The organism is Sphaerisporangium rubeum, from assembly GCF_014207705.1.
Taxonomy (GTDB): Bacteria; Actinomycetota; Actinomycetes; order Streptosporangiales; family Streptosporangiaceae; genus Sphaerisporangium; species Sphaerisporangium rubeum.
The window spans coordinates 4,068,694-4,085,600 of the sequence record NZ_JACHIU010000001.1 but is presented as its reverse complement, the minus strand read 5'-3'; the positions used below and the strand labels follow the sequence as shown (position 1 = coordinate 4,085,600).

17 protein-coding genes are annotated in these 16,907 nt (G+C 73.1%); 5 read left to right on the top strand and 12 right to left on the bottom strand.

Features of this window, described 5'->3' with window-relative positions:
* The first annotated feature begins 59 nt into the window (after positions 1-59).
* A complete protein-coding gene (locus BJ992_RS17600; protein ID WP_184982349.1) occupies positions 60-539 on the top strand; it encodes a nucleoside deaminase in 480 nt (159 codons plus the stop codon).
* A gap of 13 nt (positions 540-552) precedes the next feature.
* Here BJ992_RS17600 and BJ992_RS17595 read toward each other — a convergent pair whose 3' ends face one another.
* Both BJ992_RS17595 and BJ992_RS17590 read right to left on the bottom strand, forming a co-directional pair.
* Positions 553-1,029, bottom strand: a complete 477-nt coding sequence (locus tag BJ992_RS17595) for an anthrone oxygenase family protein (RefSeq protein WP_184982347.1) — start codon at positions 1,027-1,029, stop codon at positions 553-555.
* Positions 1,030-1,098: 69 nt separating this feature from the next.
* Positions 1,099-2,010: a DUF72 domain-containing protein gene (locus tag BJ992_RS17590; protein ID WP_184982345.1), complete on the bottom strand. Its 912-nt coding sequence runs from the start codon at positions 2,008-2,010 to the stop codon at positions 1,099-1,101.
* Positions 2,011-2,131: 121 nt separating this feature from the next.
* Between BJ992_RS17590 and BJ992_RS17585 the strand changes: the two genes are divergently transcribed.
* Positions 2,132-2,626, top strand: coding sequence for a beta-class carbonic anhydrase (locus BJ992_RS17585; RefSeq protein WP_184982343.1), 495 nt, complete (start codon positions 2,132-2,134; stop codon positions 2,624-2,626).
* Here the strand turns inward: BJ992_RS17585 and BJ992_RS17580 are convergent.
* Positions 2,616-5,153: a tetratricopeptide repeat protein gene (locus tag BJ992_RS17580; RefSeq protein ID WP_184982341.1), complete on the bottom strand. Its 2,538-nt coding sequence runs from the start codon at positions 5,151-5,153 to the stop codon at positions 2,616-2,618. The genes BJ992_RS17585 and BJ992_RS17580 overlap by 11 nt on opposite strands.
* 141 nt (positions 5,154-5,294) lie before the next feature.
* The gene (locus tag BJ992_RS34305) at positions 5,295-6,278 is read right to left on the bottom strand and encodes a cellulose binding domain-containing protein (RefSeq protein WP_184982340.1); all 984 of its coding nucleotides are present in this window, start codon (positions 6,276-6,278) and stop codon (positions 5,295-5,297) included.
* 237 nt (positions 6,279-6,515) lie between these two features.
* Between BJ992_RS34305 and BJ992_RS17570 the strand changes: the two genes are divergently transcribed.
* Both BJ992_RS17570 and BJ992_RS17565 read left to right on the top strand, forming a co-directional pair.
* On the top strand, positions 6,516-6,866 hold the full coding sequence (locus tag BJ992_RS17570; RefSeq protein WP_184982337.1) for an ArsR/SmtB family transcription factor: 351 nt from the start codon (positions 6,516-6,518) through the stop codon (positions 6,864-6,866).
* On the top strand, positions 6,863-7,330 hold the full coding sequence (locus BJ992_RS17565) for an SRPBCC family protein (RefSeq protein ID WP_184982335.1): 468 nt from the start codon (positions 6,863-6,865) through the stop codon (positions 7,328-7,330). Before BJ992_RS17570 ends, BJ992_RS17565 begins: the two co-directional genes overlap by 4 nt.
* On the opposite strand, the gene BJ992_RS17560 is transcribed toward BJ992_RS17565, so the two are convergent.
* Positions 7,331-9,178, bottom strand: coding sequence for a WD40 repeat domain-containing protein (locus tag BJ992_RS17560; protein WP_184982333.1), 1,848 nt, complete (start codon positions 9,176-9,178; stop codon positions 7,331-7,333).
* A gap of 64 nt (positions 9,179-9,242) precedes the next feature.
* Positions 9,243-9,809: a GNAT family N-acetyltransferase gene (locus BJ992_RS17555; RefSeq protein ID WP_343072715.1), complete on the bottom strand. Its 567-nt coding sequence runs from the start codon at positions 9,807-9,809 to the stop codon at positions 9,243-9,245.
* Positions 9,810-10,009: 200 nt separating this feature from the next.
* Here BJ992_RS17555 and BJ992_RS17550 point away from each other — a divergent pair, with 200 nt between their 5' ends.
* Positions 10,010-10,729, top strand: coding sequence for a hypothetical protein (locus BJ992_RS17550; RefSeq protein ID WP_184982331.1), 720 nt, complete (start codon positions 10,010-10,012; stop codon positions 10,727-10,729).
* Positions 10,730-11,092: 363 nt separating this feature from the next.
* Here the strand turns inward: BJ992_RS17550 and BJ992_RS17545 are convergent, their stop codons facing one another.
* From BJ992_RS17545 to BJ992_RS17520, 6 genes are all read right to left on the bottom strand, one after another.
* Positions 11,093-11,731, bottom strand: a complete 639-nt coding sequence (locus tag BJ992_RS17545; protein WP_184982329.1) for a neutral zinc metallopeptidase — start codon at positions 11,729-11,731, stop codon at positions 11,093-11,095.
* A gap of 207 nt (positions 11,732-11,938) precedes the next feature.
* Entirely contained in the window at positions 11,939-12,703 is a 765-nt protein-coding gene (locus BJ992_RS17540) for a VOC family protein (protein ID WP_184982327.1), read from the bottom strand.
* A gap of 150 nt (positions 12,704-12,853) precedes the next feature.
* Positions 12,854-13,228, bottom strand: coding sequence for a hypothetical protein (locus BJ992_RS17535; RefSeq protein ID WP_184982325.1), 375 nt, complete (start codon positions 13,226-13,228; stop codon positions 12,854-12,856).
* Positions 13,229-13,388: 160 nt separating this feature from the next.
* Complete coding sequence (locus BJ992_RS17530) at positions 13,389-14,630, bottom strand: lipase family protein (protein ID WP_184982323.1); 1,242 nt, start codon at positions 14,628-14,630, stop codon at positions 13,389-13,391.
* A gap of 105 nt (positions 14,631-14,735) precedes the next feature.
* Complete coding sequence (locus BJ992_RS17525) at positions 14,736-16,112, bottom strand: sensor histidine kinase (protein WP_343072714.1); 1,377 nt, start codon at positions 16,110-16,112, stop codon at positions 14,736-14,738.
* A gap of 560 nt (positions 16,113-16,672) precedes the next feature.
* The gene (locus BJ992_RS17520) at positions 16,673-16,840 is read right to left on the bottom strand and encodes a DUF3073 family protein (RefSeq protein WP_184982321.1); all 168 of its coding nucleotides are present in this window, start codon (positions 16,838-16,840) and stop codon (positions 16,673-16,675) included.
* Between the last annotated feature and the right edge of the window lie 67 nt (positions 16,841-16,907).

The window sequence follows — 16,907 nt, the reverse complement described above, 5'->3', positions numbered from 1 at the left end:
GCCGGCCGGAGTCTGTGACAATGGCCCGGCACGCCGGTCGAGATCAGGAGGCCTTACGCATGTGGGACGAAGCCGAACTCAAGCACCTCAGGCGGTGTATCGCACTCGCGGAAGAGGCGCTTGAGGCCGGGGACGAGCCGTTCGGCTCGGTGCTCGTGGCCGGCGACGGCACGGTGCTCGCCGAGGACCGCAACCGCGAGACCACCGGCGCAGACCAGACCCTGCACCCCGAGTTCGCGCTGGCCCGCTGGGCCGCGGCCAACATGACCGCCGAGGAGCGTGCCGCCGCGACCGTCTACACCAGCGGCGAGCACTGCCCCATGTGCGCCGCCGCGCACGGCTGGGTCGGGCTCGGCCGCATCGTGTACGTCGCCTCCTCGCGCCAGCTCACCGACTGGCTCGCCGCGCTCGGCGTCTCGGGAACCCCCGCCGTCGCCGCCATCCCCGCCGGCCAGGTCGCGCCGCGCGTGACGGTCGAAGGACCGGTGGACGAGCTCACCGAGGACATCCGCGCGCTGCACGTCCGCTTCCGCCGGTGAACCGGCCCCGGCGTCAGGCCACGGCCAGCGCGTAGGCCGCGCAGGCGAACGACACGATGTGCCCCACGGTGCGCACCAGGTTCAACGCCACCCAGCGCGGCTCGAAGGCGCGGCGCACGGCGCCGAGGTCGGCGACCTGATCAGGCTCGCCGGCCTGTTCGAGGCGGTTGTTCAACGGCACGTTGCCGGCGCCGGTGACGAGGAACGAGACGACGTACAGCGCCAGCGCCGCGACGAGCCAGGGGAGTGCCGGGCCGTCCCGGAACAGTGCCACCGCGGCGGCGAGCAGGGGGAGCGGGCCGAGGAAGCACAGCATGAACCACGGGTTCACGATGGTGCGGTTGATGTTGCGCATCCCCTCGACCAGCACGAGGTCGCGGGAGCGGCCGAAGGCCGGCATCACCGCGTGCGCGAAGACGGCGAACAGGCCGGCCGTCAGGCCGGTGGTGAGGACCGCGGCGAGCAGCACGGCGGTCTGGAGGGGGCTCACGGTGCGATCACTCCTGTGTGCGGTTGCCTGACCCTGCGACGATCATGCCAGGCAGGGGTGAGCCCGTGCTCACGGCGCCTGGCCCGGCGGCGCGACGTCGGCACCCCGCGCGGCGAGCAGTTCCATGAGACGGGCCGCGTTGCGCTGCGAGTTGTCGGCGCAGCAGTTGTTGGTGAGCACGTACGTGGTCTTGGCCGTCTCCGCGAGACCCGCGATCCGGCCGGCCCAGTCGTCCAGCTCGGCCTCGGAGTACAGGTAGCCGAAGCGTTCCTCGATGTTCTTGCTGGTCCACTTGTCCGAGTGGCCGTGCAGCCGCACCACCGACACGTCCGAGGTGGCCGCGAGGACCGGCGGCACCGACGAGGGGTGGCCCTGCGGCATGTCCACGCAGACGTACGGCAGGTCGTGCTCGGCGAGGAACTCCAGCGTGGCCGCGCGGTTCCGCTCGCTCATCCAGGTGGCGTTGCGGAACTCGACGCAGACCGGCAGCGGCAGGCACCGGTCCCTGCACTCCAGGATGTACCGCCGGTTCGCCGCGCCGCGCGGGAACCACTGCGGGAACTGCAGCAGCACCGCGCCGAGCTTCCCCGCGTCGTGCAACGGCCGCAGCGCCGAGATGAAGCGCAGCCACACCTCGTCGAGCACGGCGGGGTCCACGTCGCGCGCGTACACGGTGCGCTTGGCGGCGCCGAGCCGTTCCCGCAGGTCCTTGTGGATCGCGTCCACCCGGGTGGGATGCTGGGTGAGCAGGGAGAACGCCTTGACGTTGAAGACGAAGCCGCCGGGGGTGCGGTCGCGCCACAGCTCGGCGGTGCGCTCGGACGGCGGGTGGTAGTAGGTGGCGTCCACCTCGACCATCGGGAACCGGGTGGCGTAGTAGGCGAGGCGCGTCTCGGCGGTTCTCGCGCCGGCGGGGTACCACCCGGAGGCGAGCAGTGACTTGTCCGTCCACGAGGCCGTGCCGACGAGGATCTTGCTCATGCCGATCACGCTACGTCCACGCCGGCGCGGACGGGTGGCCGTTCCGCGCCACCGTCCGATTACCTATTGACTCGGTAGGGTTAGTAGGTAAAGGGTGAAGGTGAGGGGAAGGGGAGACCACATGAGCGTCACCGACGAGTTGCTCGCCAACGCCGAGCGTTACGCCGAGACCTTCGACAAGGGGCACCTGCCGCTGCCACCGGCCACGGGGGTGGCCGTCGTGGCCTGCATGGACGCGCGGCTGAACGTCTACGGGCTGCTCGGGCTGGCCGAAGGCGACGCGCACGTCATCCGGAACGCCGGTGGCGTGATCACCGCCGACGAGCGGCGCAGCCTCGCCATCAGCCAGCGGCTGCTCGGCACCCGCGAGATCATCCTGATCCACCACACCGACTGCGGCATGCTCACGTTCACCGACGACGGCTTCAAGGAGAGCATCCGCGCCGAGGTCGGCATCAAGCCCGACTGGCCGGCCGAGGCGTTCCCCGACCTGGAGGAGGACGTCCTGCAGTCGATCGCGCGCGTCAGGGCCGACCCGTTCATCCCCGAGAAGGGCTCGGTCCGCGGCTTCGTCTACGAGGTCGAGACCGGACGGCTGCGCGAGGTCAAGGCGTAGCAGGCGGCGGGTCGCCGAGGCCGGCCGGCACCCGGTCCGCATCCGGCACACCGAGGCTGCGGTAGGTCGCGAGCGCGGCGCGCCAGTGCTCACGGGCCTCCGCCTCGTGGCCGGTGCGGGCCAGGACGTGCGCGATCCCGTCCGTCGCGCGTGCGTGCTCGTACCGGTCCCCGGTCCGCTCGGCCAGCGTCAGCGCGGCGCGGTGCCGGGTGAGCGCGGCGCCGGGCTGTCCCATGGCGCTCAGCGTCTCGCCGAGCGTGTTGAGCGTCTCCACCTCAAGGTTGCGGTCGGCCGTCTCGCGGCTGATGGCGAGCGCGCGGTGCAGGTGGTCCAGGGCCTCCGCGTGCCGGCCGAGCCGCAGGTACACCGCGCCGGTCGTGCCGATCGCGCTGCCCTCGCCGCCGGGGTCGCGGGCCGCGCGGCAGTCGGCGAGCGACCGGCCGAGATGCTCCAGCGCTTCGGCGTACCGGCCGAGCAGGTTGTCCAGCGCGCCGAGGTTGCCGAGCGCGTACCCCCGCAGCCGCCGGTCCCCGAGCTCGGTGAACACCTCGGCGGCCCGCGTCTGGTACGCCGCCGCCTCCTCGTACCGGCCGAGCCGCCGGCACATGATGCCGATGTTGACGAACTGCGTGCCCTGCGCGTGGCGGTTCCCCGTCCGCTCGAAGACCGCGAGCGCGGCGCGCATGACCGCCAGGGACCGGTCGAGGTCGCCGAGCCGCTCGTGCACCAGGCCGAGCCGGCCGAGCACCCGCGCCTCACCCTCGGCGTCGCCTTCGCGCCGTGCGCTCGCCAGGGCCTGCTCGAACGTGGCACCCGCCTGGTGGTGGTCGCCGAGCCACCAGTGGACGGCGCCGAGGTTGGTCAGCACTCCGGCGACGCCGTGACCGGTGGCGAGCGCCGCCTCGGCCGCGGCGCCGTGCAGCGTCAGCGCCTCGGTGGAGTGGCAGTGCACCTCCAGGTGGCGCCACAGGACGCGGGACAGATCGACGGCGTGCCGCGGCCGGCCGTGCCGCGCGGCGTGCACGGCCACCGCGACCAGCGCGGGCCGTTCCCGCTCCAGCCAGCGGGACGCCTGATCGGCGTCGCCGACCGGCGGGCCGGGGGTGCGCGGCGGCGGCACCGCCGGCCGGCCGCGCTCGTAGGGGTACAACGTGTCCATGGCCGCCGCGGCGGTGCTCAGGTAGTGATCGAACAGCCGGGTCAGCGGCTCATCGCCGCCGGTGGCGCGCTCCACCGCGAAGGCCCGCAGCAGGTCGTGCATGGCGTACCTGCCGGGGCCCGCCTGCTCGATTAGGTGACCGCGTGCCAGCTCGTCGAGCAGCGCCGCCGCGCGTGCCGTCCCGGTCCCCGCCAGCGCGGCGGCGCCGTACATGTCGAACTCGCGGCCCGGATGCAGGCCGAGCAGGTCGAACAGGCGGGCCGCCTCGCCGCTCAGGTGCCGGTGGGACCACGAGAACACCGACCGCACCGCCGTGCGCGTGTCCCCCGCGGCGTCCAGCAGGTCCAGGCGGCGCGCCTCGTCGCGCAGCTCTGCCACCAGCTCCGACAGCGGCGCCGTGGGCCGTGACGTGGCCATCTCGGCGGCGACGCGCAGCGCGAGCGGCAGCCGCGCGCACGCCTCGGCGAGCGCCGCCGCGTCGTCAGGCGTCTCGTCCACCCGGGGCCCGATGAGGCCGCGCAGCAGGCCGGCCGCCTCGGCCGCGGTGAGGGTGGTGAGGTCGATGCGCAGCGCGCCTTCACGCGCCACCAGCCCCGTCAGCGCGTCCCGGCTGGTCACCACCACCATGCACGACGCCGAGCCCGGCAGGAGCGGACGCACGTGGTCGGCGCCGTGCGCGTTGTCCAGCACCACAAGCACGCGGCGTCCGGCCAGCAGCGTGCGGTAACGCGCGGCCCGCTCGTCGAGGTCCTCGGGGATGTCGGCCGGCCGCACGCCGAGCGCGCGCAGGAAGGCCGCCAGCGCGTCGGCGGCGGTCACCGGGCTGCCGGGGTCGTACCCGCGCAGGTCCATGTAGAGCTGGCCGCCGGGGAATCGCCTGGCCACCCGGTGCGACCAGTGCACCGCGAGCGCGGTCTTGCCGACCCCCGCCGTCCCCGCCACCGCGGAGATCACCACCGCCGGCCGGCGCTCGCCGGCGGCGAGCGCGGCGTCCAGCTCGGCGAGCTGAGCGGCGCGGCCGGTGAAGCCGAACACGTCCAGCGGGAGCTGCCGCGGCACCGGGCCCTGCTCCGGGGCCGCGGCCCTGCGGTTCTCCTCCACCTGGTCCCGCGCCGTGGCGAGGGCACCCATCTCGGCGGGACTCGCGCCGAGCAGCCCGATCAGGATGTCGAAACGCTCGGTCGGCGGCAGGATGCGGCCCGACAGGTACTCCCCGATGATGCCGTGCGACCACCCGGTGGCGGCGGCCAGCTCGCGATAGGTCGGCTCCGGCCTGCCCTGCCTGCGCGCATGACGACGGCGCAGCTCACGCAGGACACGCGCGAGGTCCGCCACGGTGCGGACCTCGCCGGCGCGCCACGCCGCCACGTCAGATGAGGGCCCCTCGGGCCCGGGGGGACGACCGTCGATGGGGGAAGGAAACCATGCCGGACGGCCCGCACGCGAATGCGGGCCGTCCGGGGCCGTGACGTGCGGCCCGTGCGGGAGACGGCGCGGGCCGGTGTCACGTCACGACGTGCAGGGGACCCCGTTGAACGTGAACGCGCTCGGCGGGGTGAACGGGACGGCCGAGCCGGTGAAACCGACCGACAGGCGGCCGCCGGGGCCGATGGTGGTGGTGTACGACCGGGGGGTGAGCGTGCCGTTCGCGCCGTCGCGGGTCAGCACGCCGTTGAACACGTTGTTCACGGTGGCCGTGGCCGGCAGCGTGAATCCGACGGTCCAGCCGGTGACCGGCGCGACGGTGGTGTTCACGACGTTCACGTTCGCCGTGAAGCCCGGGTTGTACGTGATGATCTGCACGGTGCACACCGGCACCGAGGTGGTGGCCAGGGTGGTCAGCACGCCGGTCGCCGAACGGGCCGACTGGTTGCCGCGCGCGTCGAAGGCGATCACCGCGAAGTCGTAGGACGTGCCGGGGGACAGCCCGGTCACCGTCTGGAACCGCGCGGCCGGCCCCACCGTGCGGATCGTCGTCCACGTGCCGCCGGCCAGTTGCTGCAGGTGGTACCCGGTGACCTGCACGTTGTCGGTGGTCTCCGGCCAGAACACGTCGGCCGTCGTCGTGGTGACGGAGCTGAAGGTCGGCGCCGCCGGGGTCGCCGGCGGCACGGTGTCCGGCCCGGGCAGCGTCGTGAACGACACCGGCGCGGAACGGTCGCTGGTGACGTACCCGAGCCCCGCCACCGGGATCGAGTAGACCCGGAAGGTGTACGTGGCCCCCGGCGTCAGCCCGGTGAGCAGCAGCTGGCCGTACAGGCCCCTGGCGTACTCCCGCCACACCGTCCCGTTCTTGATCTCCACGACGTCCTGTGCCGACGCGCCGTTCCGCAGCCACTGCAGATCCGCGCCGGTGTCCGACACATGCAGGGCCTGCACGTTCGCCGGCGCCGGTAACCGCGTGTCCGCCGACGCCGGTCCGGCGGCACCCCCCACGACTCCCGCCGCGAGTGCGGCCCCGAGCACGAGCCGCGTGATCGTCTTTCGCTTCACGTCCGCGATGAACCTTTCGAGTGGGTCAGGCACCAGTCGTTCATCCGTCCGGCACCGGCGAACCGCGCCTCGGCGCGGGCCGCACACCGGCTTGCCTCACATGGTGAACACCTCCGCCGTCGCCTGCCCCCGATCCTGGACACGGCTGGACAGGCATCCCCGCCGCCACGTCCCCGCCTGGCCGCCGTTCACCGGAACCGTTGACTGCTCCGCAGGTGACGGCCTATAGTGAACCACATGGTTCAGTCTTTGCTCGATCGCACGTTCGCCGCCCTGTCGGACCCGACGAGGCGCGAGATCCTCGTCAGGCTCGGTGGCGGTCCGGCCTCCGTCACCGAGCTGGCCGAACCGTTCGGCATGACCCTGACCGGGCTCAAGAAGCACATCCAGGTGCTCGAGGACGCGCGGCTGGTCACCACCGAGAAGGCCGGCCGGGTGCGCACGTGCCGCCTCGGTCCCGGACGCCTGGAGGACGCCGTGGAATGGATCGACATCTACCGCCGCCAGTGGGAACGCAGGCTCGACGGCCTGGAGGCCTACCTGGACGGCAAGAGCACCAAGAACAGCGAGAAGGGAAACCCCCAATGAGTCACCAGCTGACCGTCGAGCGTCTCTTCGACCACCCGCCGGAGGCCGTCTTCGACGCGTTCACCGACGCCGAGGCGCAGAAGGTCTGGTTCACCATCGACGCCAACGGCCACCCCGCGCACGGCTTCGTCGAGGCCGAGTGCGACCCCCGCGTCGGCGGCGAGTGGGTGCTCGCCTGGGGCGACCCCGACAAGCCGTTCCGCGAGCGCAACGTCTTCCAGGTCGTCGACCGGCCACGCCGCCTGGTGATGAGCTCCACCGGCTGGACCCCGGACGGCGACCGCCTGGACACCACCATCGAGATCCAGTTCGAGGACATGGACGGCAAGACCCGCATGGTCGTCACCCAGAGCGGCCTGCGCACCGTCGAGGAACGCGACTTCTTCACGCACGAGGTGTGGTCCGGCGCGTTCGACCGCGTCGGCGCGTACCTGGACCTCCCCGAGGAGGCCAAAGCCCGCTGATCACACCGGCGCGGGGCCGAGGTCCCAGGTGCGGACTTGCTCGTCGCGGCCGGCCGCGACCAGCACGGTACGGCCCCCCACCACGCCGAGAGCCAGCCGCACGTAGGCGCGGCCGGTGTCCACCGTGCCGAGCACGGCGGGACCGGTGAGGTCCCACAGCCGGACCACGCCGTCCCCCGCCATCGTGACCGCGACCGGCCGGTCACCGAGCCTGCCGTACAGGACACTCTGGACACCCTTGCGGTGGCCGCGCAGCGGGGCCGCGACCTCCGCACCGGTGCGAGGGTCCCAGACGTGCACCGCGTCGCCGCGTCCGGACAGCACCACAGGAGCGCAGCGCAGGCGGCCGGAGGTGAACGCGTCCTCGCCGCCGGCCTTGAGCACGGTGCGCAGACGCCTTCCCGTCGCCAGATCCGACACGCGCGACCGCCGCCGCACCTCCACCACCGCCGTCCTGCCGTCCAGGTCCATCAGCAGGTAGCGGCCCGGCGAAGTGGCGGCGACGGCCACCGGCGTGCCGGTGGCGGCCCGGGTGGCGAGATCCGTCACCCGGGTACGGCCGCCTCTGGTCTCGAGCAGCAGCATGCGTCCGCCGTACGCGGCGACCACGGCCGTCTCACCCACCGGGATCGGCTCGCCGATCCCGGTGCGGGTGGCCAGGTCCCACAGGCGCAGCACGCCGCCGCCGCTGCTCGCGACGACCTGGCGTCCGCCGATCCGTCCGGTGGCGACGAGGACCACCGGGCCATCGGGGTGCGTCATCACCGGGCCGGACCGCCGGCCGGCCGCGAGGTCCCAGACGACGATCCGGCCGTCGGTCCCGCCGGTGACGGCGAACGGCGGGCCGGACCCGCCGCCGGTCGTGGCCACCCCCGTGATCTCGTCGGTGTGACCCTCCGGCGTGACGGACGCCACCAGCCGTGCCTCGTCCAGGTCCCACAGCCGCAGGGTGTCGTCGGCGCCGCCGGCCAGCGCGTACGCGTGACCGCCGACGGACGCGGTGGCCACGTGCTGGCCACGGGACATGATCCGGCCACCCGACGCGGGGAGGTCCGGGCCGGGGATGACCGCGAGCCGGCGGCGGCTCTCCGGGTCCCACAGCGTGATCGTCCCCGAGGCGGTCCCCGCGTCGTCCACGGGCTGGTCCACCGTGAGCAGCGCGACGCGGCCGCGCAGGGACACCGCGCGCACCGTGGAGAAGTCACCGGTGATGCCGCCGAGCCGTCGGCCGGTGCGCAGGTCGAAGAACCGCAGCGGGTCGGGGCCCGGCTCGTTCTCGTCCCCGCCGTCGTCGTTCACCACCGCCGTGGGCCGGCCGCCGACGTCCAGCACCACCAGCCCGTTGACCCCGTTGTCCTCCCCGAGCGGGATCCGCGGTCCCACCCGGCGTCCGGTCGCCACGTCGGTCAGCACGAGCTCGTCACCGGCCGTCACGCGGGTGGGCCGGCCGCCGAGCCGTGCGACCTGCTCGCGGTCCGGCGCCACGGAGAGCTTCTCACCGCCGAACCTTCGTGACGCGATGACGCTCAGGCCGCGACCCACCTCGACCGGCTTCCCGGCCGGCGCCAGCGACGGCACGTCCCAGACCCGCAGCGTGCCTTCCCTGCCCGAACTGACCGCCACCGTCCGCGTCCCGAGCGTCCCGAACGCCACCGCCGTGATGTCGGTGTGCCCGTCACCGACCACGGCGGGCCCCTCGGGAACGCCGGGTGGCGGCGTCGCCGGCCGCTCGTCGCACAGCCGCGGCGCCGGTGCCGTCTCCTGGACGGCGGGACCAGGCGCCACCAGCGCGAGCAGGGCCAGCGTCACGGCCACAGGCCCGAGCACCCTGAAGCGGAGGACGTTCAAGCCCGAAACCCTACCCCGGCCGCGGACCCCCGGACAGACCGTTCCGCACGTGCCGGGCCCCGCGTCAGCGGACCAGGCCGTGGATGTGCATGTCGTGCCAGCCGTCGGCGTGCAGCAGCGCGCTGCGCAGCACGCCTTCGGCCGTGAAGCCCGCGCGTCCGGCCACCCGGCAGGACGCGACGTTGGCCATGGAGTGCCGCAGCTCCAGCCGGTGCAGCCCGAGGTCGTCCAGAGCCCACCGGGCCAGCTCGCTCACCGCGCGCGCCGTGACCCCTCGCCTCCGTGCGGCCGGCAGCGTCCAGTACGCCACCTCGCCGATCCCGAGCGCCAGGTCGACGGTGCGCAACCCCACCCGTCCGAGCACCACCCCCTGCTCGGTGACGGCCCACGAGGCCCCCGTCTCCAGCCGCCACCGCGCCTGCCACACCCCGATGAGCCGCGCCGCCTGGTCCTCGCCGAGCTCCCCTTCGAGGTTCCACAACTGGATCGCCGGATCCCGGAACGCCTCCACCACCACCGCGACGTCGTCGGCGTTCCAGGGCCGGAGCACGAGCTCCCCGGCATGCAGCCTCGGCTGACCGGTGGTCCGCATGGCGCCGACCGCGACGACGGGGGAAATGGGGGTGAGCACGACCCGATTATCGGGGCCGGGACGCCGGCCCCGTGAGCCGGGGTGTCACGGTCCCGGGCCGCGGCCGGGTGACGAGGAGGCGAGGACGTCGCGATCCTCCGGCCGGGACGGCGGCACCGTGACCCGGCGTGTCACGTGAGCACCCTCCGGCAGAGTGGCGGAGGGTCGAACCGATGGGCCCTGTGATACGTGATGGGGGCATGAAGTCGCGTGCCGTCATCGTGATCCTGCTCGTCACCGCCGCGCTGGCCGTCGCGCCGGGGACGGCGTGCGCCTGTTCGTGCGCGCCGCTCAAGCCGGCGGCCCAGATGCGGGAGGCCGCGGCGGTCTTCACCGGGACGGTCGTGACCTCCCGTGAGATCGGCGGCGGGCCGGAGGGGATCACGCCGCCGGTCGTCTTCACCTTCCAGGCCGACCAGGTGTACAAGGGCCGGGCCACGGCGACGTTCCAGGTCGCCACCAACCGGGACAGCGCGGCGTGCGGCGTGAACTTCGAGACCGGCCGCCGCTACCTGGTCTTCGCCGCCTCCGGCCCGTCCGGGCTCCTGGCCGTCGACCCCGGCGTCGACCTGACCACCTCGCTGTGCGCGGGAAACCAGCAGGTACGACCCGGCACCGGCCCCCTGCGGCCCGCCGACGGCGTCCCCGCCGGGTCCCCCTTGCCTGCCGACCTCCTCACCGCACTCGGCACCCCCGGACGTCCCGAGGACCAGGCCGCTTCACCCGCCGCTCCGCCGTCCCCCGGCGAGACCCCCGCGTCCCCGGAGCAGAGCCCCGAGCCGTCCTCGCTCACCGCGACCCCCGTCGCCGGTGGCGGCCCGGCCCCCGCCTGGACCTTCCCGGTGATCGCCGTCGCGGTCGCGATGTTCGCCGCCGCCGGATGGTGGCTCGTGCGCCGCCGCACGGGACGGCGATCCTGAGTGAACCGCACGAGGCATCCAGCCGGCACGACAGGAGGCCCGTCGGTGTCGCGCCGGCGGCACGGCGGCGTCCGGGGAACATTCGAACGACGGACATCCAAGGTTGTTCCCGGCATAGACCGCCGGCGCCACCATCAGCCTGGAAAGCACCGCACGGGTGTGGACCCTCGGCGACGCCGAGCCGTACGGCGCGCCGCTCACCGGCACAAAGGCACCGTGTGGGCCGTCGCTGCCGGCAGGCTCGGCGGCGCCCCCGTCGCCGTCACCAGCGGGAACGACGGCACCGAGCGGGTCCGGGACCTGCTCACGCGGCGGCGGCTCGGCCGTTCCCTGACCGCGCGCGCCGCAGGTGCCGTTCCGCTCCTACGCCAGACACCCGCGCACGCCGTGGCGGGTCCCGTAGGTGAACGCGTTCACGCGCTGGCGTGCGTTGCCGTGGTCGCCGGTGTCGGTCCACGGGGTGTCGTCGGCCAGTGCGCGTAGCGCGGCGCGGAGTTCGCCGACGTCGCCGTCCTCGAACACCAATGTCCTGTCCCTGGCGGCGCCGGACAGGACCGCGCCGGCGAGGCAGTCGGCCTGGAGTTCCTTGGCGGCCGGCACGAATCGTGAGGGAATGCGGTTCTGCACGGCGTGAGCCCATTCGTGCGCGATGATGAGGTAGACCCACGCGTCGCCGGCGCGGTACCCGCCGGCCATCAGCGTGATGTCCCACGCGATGTAGTCACCGTAGGGGCAGTACACCGCGTTGTCGTAAGCCACCCTGCTGTTGCCGCAGACCGGTGCCGCGCGCAGCCCGCCGCCGTAGGCGCCGAGCACGTAAGGCGGCCGGTAGTAGCCGGGGAAATACTGCCGCCAGTGCGCGGCCCAGTACCGGTTCACCGCGTACACCGCGGTCTTGATGTCTTGGTTCATATCGTCGGGGACACGGCCGCTCGCCGTGGCGGCGGTCGCCGCCTGCGCGTGCCCCAGGAGAAGTAAGCAGAAAACCGTGACAAGTGCCACGCGGATCTTGGTTCGCCGCAATGCCGCGACCGCCTTTCAGATTCCTGTTCCCATGAACAGCAAAAGGAGTCTAAATCGGCGAATGGCGAGATGAGTGGCTCTGTTACGGCTTGGAGCGAAATTCCGGTGAATTATCCGGCGATATTTACCGGCATATATGTGGTTTCGCCCTGATTTGTACGGCGGCGGGTGCCGGAGCCCGTGCGGTCAGGCGTCGGCGCTCGTGATCACGGCGAAGCGAGCGCCGTGCGGGTCGGTGAGCTCGGCGAAACGGCCGACGCCGTCGGCACCCATCACGGGGGACAGGACGCGTCCGCCGAGCCGCTCGGCACGGGCCAGCGTGGCGTCACAGTCGGAGACCTCGAAATAGGGCAGCCAGTGGGGGGTGTCGCCGGGCTGGAGGGGCATGATGCCGCCGAGGCCGGGATGCTGCGCGTCGGCGGTCGAGGCGACGATGTAGGTCATCTCGCCGAACGGCATGTCGTCGAAGGTCCAGCCGAGCGCGTCGCGGTAGAAGGACCGCACGTCGTCCGGCACGGGGACGTACAGCTCGGCCCAGGCGAGGGAGCCGGGGACGGTGACGAGGTCCAGGCCGGCGACGCCGCCGGGCTGCCACACCGAGAAGGCGGCGCCGCCGGTGTCGGTGCACGCGGCCATGCGGCCCGCGCCGGGCACGTCGAAGGCCGGGACTCGCAGCGTGCCACCCGCCTGCTCGACCGCCTTGCCGGTCGCCTCGGCGTCAGGCGTCATGAAATAGATCGTCCACACCGGCGCCTGCCCGTCGTCGGCAGGGCCGAGCGCCGCGACCGTCCTGCCGTCGAGCTGGAGGAAGCCGTACCCCCCGGCCTCCGGGCCGGCGGACCGGAACTCCCACCCGAGCAGGGACCGGTAGAACGCGGCGGCGCCGTCGACGTCGGTGGTGCTGAGGTCGATCCAGTTCGGCGCGCCGGGGACGAAATCGGTGGTGAGCATGACGGCTCCTCATAAGGCGTGCGGGGGTAGGCGCGACGGCGGCGTCCGCCACCGTCGTGCTGCACGCCAGACTTCCAGGCGCCACCGACATTTTCCGGCCGCGTCCCCGGCGGCCGGCGCGAGGGCCGGCCGTGCCGACGCCTCACACGGTCAGGGCCGGGGAGCCGGTGCGGAGACGATGAGAGGACCGGGACGCACACTCAGGCTGTAGGTGCCGGTCAGGGTGCGCTCGCGGGTTGCTCCCGCGCGGACCCTGGTGGCGGCCCGCAGCAGGCCCCGCTTGCAGCCGGCGCCGGAGTGGAGCACGACGTCGGCGTCGGTCTTGTTGTCCAGGGACACCCGGCTCAGCAGGGAGAACTCGGGAAGCTCGTAGCAGCCCGGCTTGGGGTTGACGAACGTGACGACCAGCGTGCCGTCCGCACGCAGGGCGACGGTTCCGGTGGCCGCGGTCGCGGGCTGGGTGGTCGCGGCCATCAGGGGGGCGGCGGCGAACAGGAGCCCGAGGCTGGTCAGGGCGCGTCGCATGGCATTCCTCCTCTAAGCGCGGGATCGTCGAGCACTCCCAGGGTAACGGAAAATGATCATTCGCTCACTGAGGCGCGCAAGCGACGGGCCCCGGCACCGCCGTGGACGGTGGTGCCGGGGCCCGGGACGAGACAGCGGTGGCGCGGCTGTCCGGGTGCGGTCAGTCGCCGAACTCGTCGCGGACACCCGGTGGGGTCAGTGCGGAGATGTAGTGCTGGGGCAGGTGGTCGTCGATGGAGTACACGGCGGGGAGCGCACGGGTGGCGTGCAGCCGCCGGGTCAGGTACGCCATCGCGGCCAGCGGGATGCCGGCGAGACCCGCCATCTGCCGGGACGGGTCGCGGCGCTCCTCCCATCTCCCGGTGCGCGCGGTGCGCAGGGAGGGGGCCAGCATGCCGAGCAGGCCGTCGCGCAGGTGCGGGACGCTGTAGTGCCGTTCGCGGCCGAAGTGCCGGAACGGGCCGTTGGCCGTGGAGGGGAGGTGCGGGACCACGTCGCAGTCGTAGGTGTACCTGATCACCTTGTCGCGCAGGAACTCGTCGGCCTCGCAGGCCCGCGCGAACGCCGGGTCCCCGATCATCGGCTGGCCGAAGGTGTAGACCGCCTTGATCCGCTCGCCGATCGCCTCCCGGTACCGGCGCTCGTGCCGCATCATCACGGTCATCAGCGCCGCCATGGCGCCACCCATGCTGTGCCCGGTGACGTACAGCGCCTCGCCGCCGGCCGTCCCCGTGCCGTCCCCGGCGTGCGCGGTGTGACGCAGCGCGTTCACGACCTCGTACCGGGTGGCGCGCACGTTGCGGTAGATCCCGGCGTGCACCGTGGCGCACGGGTCACCGGCCTGGTAGCCGATCCGCTCGGGCTCGACGTCGATGTTGCTCACCCAGTGCGCGAAGTCCAGCGGGTCGGTGCCCCGGTAGCACAGGATCGCGGCCCGGCCGTGCGCGCCGCGCACGATGCAGGCGGTGGACCGGATCAGCATCGCGTCCGCGGACGAGCGGATCATCTCGACGCGGTTGTCCTCCAGGCCCATCCTGGCCATGATCATGGACAGGGTGTGGGGGTCGGAGTAGGCGTAGGCCGAGCACACGGCCATGACGTGCGCGATGGCGGGGTCGGGGTGCTCGGCCGCGTTCGCGAGCCGGTCCTCCAGGTTCCTGTACACGGGGAACCCGGCCGTCTCCCGCTGTCCGAGCGGCCGCATCTCGTCGTACGACGGAGCCTTCGCCACCCGGGCCCAGCGGTCCTCGGTCTCCGGTGCGTCGCGCAGCCGCTCCTCCGACTCGGCGGAGGAAGATTCACCACTCTTCCTGGTCCCCCCGATGACCTTCCCGACTCCCGCCGGCGCCGGGACGGACTTCTCCGCCTGCCGGTTGTTCCGCGTGGTCTCGACACTGGCCACGACATCCCTCATTTCGATCGCCCCGTCTGCCTGCGAGATTTCCGGCGGGTCCCGCTATGAACCTCATGACAGGGCAAACAGATCATCACAGAGAGTGGCGGCCCGTCAGTTCGGCCGTGCCGGCTGCGCCGCCGGGACGGGGACGCCGCCGGGGGCCAGGGGGAGGCGCAGCAGGAACCGCGCGCCGCCGGCGCAGGAGACGCCGGCCGTGACGGTGCCGCCGTACGCGCGCGCGATGTCGCGGACGATGGCGAGGCCGAGCCCGGTGCCGCCGCGGTCGCGGCTGCGGGAGGCGTCGAGCCGGGTGAACCGCTCGAAGATGCGCTCCCTGTCGGCCTCCGCGACGCCGTCCCCGTCGTCGTCGACGCTGAGCTCCGCGAAGTCCCCCGCGCGGCGCACCTCCACCAGGACCAGGTTCCTGGCGTGGCGCTGCGCGTTGTCGAGCAGGTTGGTCAGCAGGCGGGAGATCTGCGTCTCCACGCCGTGCACGACGACCCCGGGGATGAGCCGCACCTGCACGGGGAGCCGGTCGTCGCGCCGCCGGATCTCGGTGCGGACCGCCTCGGCCAGGTCCACCTCGGTCATGGCGGCGGGAGCGCCGGCGCCGATCCTGGCGAGCAGGAGCAGGTCGGTGATGATGGCCTGGAGCCGGTCGGTGTCGCGCAGCGTGCGGTCGAGCAGATCGCCGAGGTCGGTCTCGCCGGGGTGGAGCTTGGCCTCCTCCAGCTGCGCGCGCAGGCCGGCGACCGGGGTGCGCAGCTCGTGCGAGGCGTCGGCGGCGAACCGCCGCTGCTGGGTCATCGCCAGTTCCATGCGCTCCTTGGCGTCCTCCAGGCGCCGCAGTGTGCCGTTGACGGTGCGGGCGAGCCTCGCGACCTCGTCGTCGCCGGGGGGTTCGGGGACGCGGGTGTGGAGGTTGCCGACGTTGGTGGTGGCCAGCTCGGCGCTGATGGCCTCCACCGGCCGCAGGGTCCGGCCGGTGATCTTCCAGGTGGCCAGGACCGCCAGGGAGATCAGGACGACGGACTGGATGGCGAACATGGCGTCGAACACGCCGGTCGAGGTGAGCGTGCGCACCGGCCCGCCGGCGTACACCACGGTCGAGCCGGGGTCGTCGGTCACGCGCAGCGCCGACAGCCGTACGCAGCCCACGCTGGGCTGGTCGCAGGTCTGCACGTCACTTTGGGGGGCCTGCGGCGTCGGCCACACGTCTGTCAGCGGCGGCAGCCCCTTGGCGGCGGGGGAGGCGGCGATGACGCGGGCCCCCGGGGCCACGATCTGGATCAGTTGCGCTCCGGGGACGGGCAGGGAGATGTCGCCTTCGTCCAGCCGGCCGGAGCGGTCCGCGGCGGCCACCAGGTCGGCGGCGTGCCGCGCGTCCAGCCAGCCCGCGTCGGCGAGCTGCTTGCGCGCCACCATGCCGGCCAGCAGCCCCGACGGCACGAGCAGCGTCATCGCCAGCAGTGCCACCAGGGCCGTCACGCGTCCTCGTATCGACCGAGGCCGCAGCCGGCGTCCCAGCCGGCGAACCCGCTCACGCACGTCGTTACCTCCTCGCAGCCGGCGTTGGCCGGCTGATGACTCAAGGGGGGGCGATTTCGGCTGACTGGCCGCGGCGGGAACGGCGCGCGGTGATCTCCGCACCGTCCGGTCAGGACGGCGGAGGTGATCTCCCCGGCCGCCGAGCGGCACGGGGTCGGTGAGCGGTGGCGCGTCACCGCGCCGGGCCCTGATGTGGGGCGCAAAGCGGCTCGCGTACGCAAAGCCATGCTTTGGGCTGGATGCCTAGGGCAAAAACCACCCTAGCAGTTACCCCAAAATGGTGCAAACCAGACAAAAGGGATCTCGTGGGTGTCTCTGGACATGGCAAGACCTGCTCACGGAACGGTGACCGACTGGTCCGCTTCGGGGACGGCGGCCACACCGGCGAGAGGGCTACGGCGTGTCACAGGCAGAACGTGGCCGCACCGTTCGACCGGCGGCCGGACGTGGTGCGAGCGGTCCGGCTTCTTCGCGCGGGGGAGCGGCCGCGACGTGGGACGTCAGCGATCGGCAGAGGACTCGGCGCGGGGGTCGAGTTCGTCGTCCACCCGGTGGTCGGTGGACGTGGTCAGCTCCTCGCGCAACCGATCGAGATCGAGGTCGTGGCTGCTGTACTTGAGCTGACGGGCCACTTTCGCCTGCTTCGCCTTGGCGCGGCCTCGCCCCATCCTCGCTCCTCTCCCGCCGGGCCGCTCCTACGCGGCCGGGCTCCGGTCCCCTCGCCATGACGATCGA

Coding starts and splice junctions, on each gene's coding strand:
- BJ992_RS17585 (WP_184982343.1), top strand. CDS start 2,132: ATGAGCGTCACCGACGAGTTGCTCGCCAACGCCGAGCGTTACGCCGAG.
- BJ992_RS17520 (WP_184982321.1), bottom strand. CDS start 16,840: ATGGGGCGAGGCCGCGCCAAGGCGAAGCAGGCGAAAGTGGCCCGTCAG.
- BJ992_RS17540 (WP_184982327.1), bottom strand. CDS start 12,703: ATGCTCACCACCGATTTCGTCCCCGGCGCGCCGAACTGGATCGACCTC.
- BJ992_RS17535 (WP_184982325.1), bottom strand. CDS start 13,228: ATGCGACGCGCCCTGACCAGCCTCGGGCTCCTGTTCGCCGCCGCCCCC.
- BJ992_RS17550 (WP_184982331.1), top strand. CDS start 10,010: ATGAAGTCGCGTGCCGTCATCGTGATCCTGCTCGTCACCGCCGCGCTG.
- BJ992_RS17590 (WP_184982345.1), bottom strand. CDS start 2,010: ATGAGCAAGATCCTCGTCGGCACGGCCTCGTGGACGGACAAGTCACTG.
- BJ992_RS17565 (WP_184982335.1), top strand. CDS start 6,863: ATGAGTCACCAGCTGACCGTCGAGCGTCTCTTCGACCACCCGCCGGAG.
- BJ992_RS17570 (WP_184982337.1), top strand. CDS start 6,516: ATGGTTCAGTCTTTGCTCGATCGCACGTTCGCCGCCCTGTCGGACCCG.
- BJ992_RS17600 (WP_184982349.1), top strand. CDS start 60: ATGTGGGACGAAGCCGAACTCAAGCACCTCAGGCGGTGTATCGCACTC.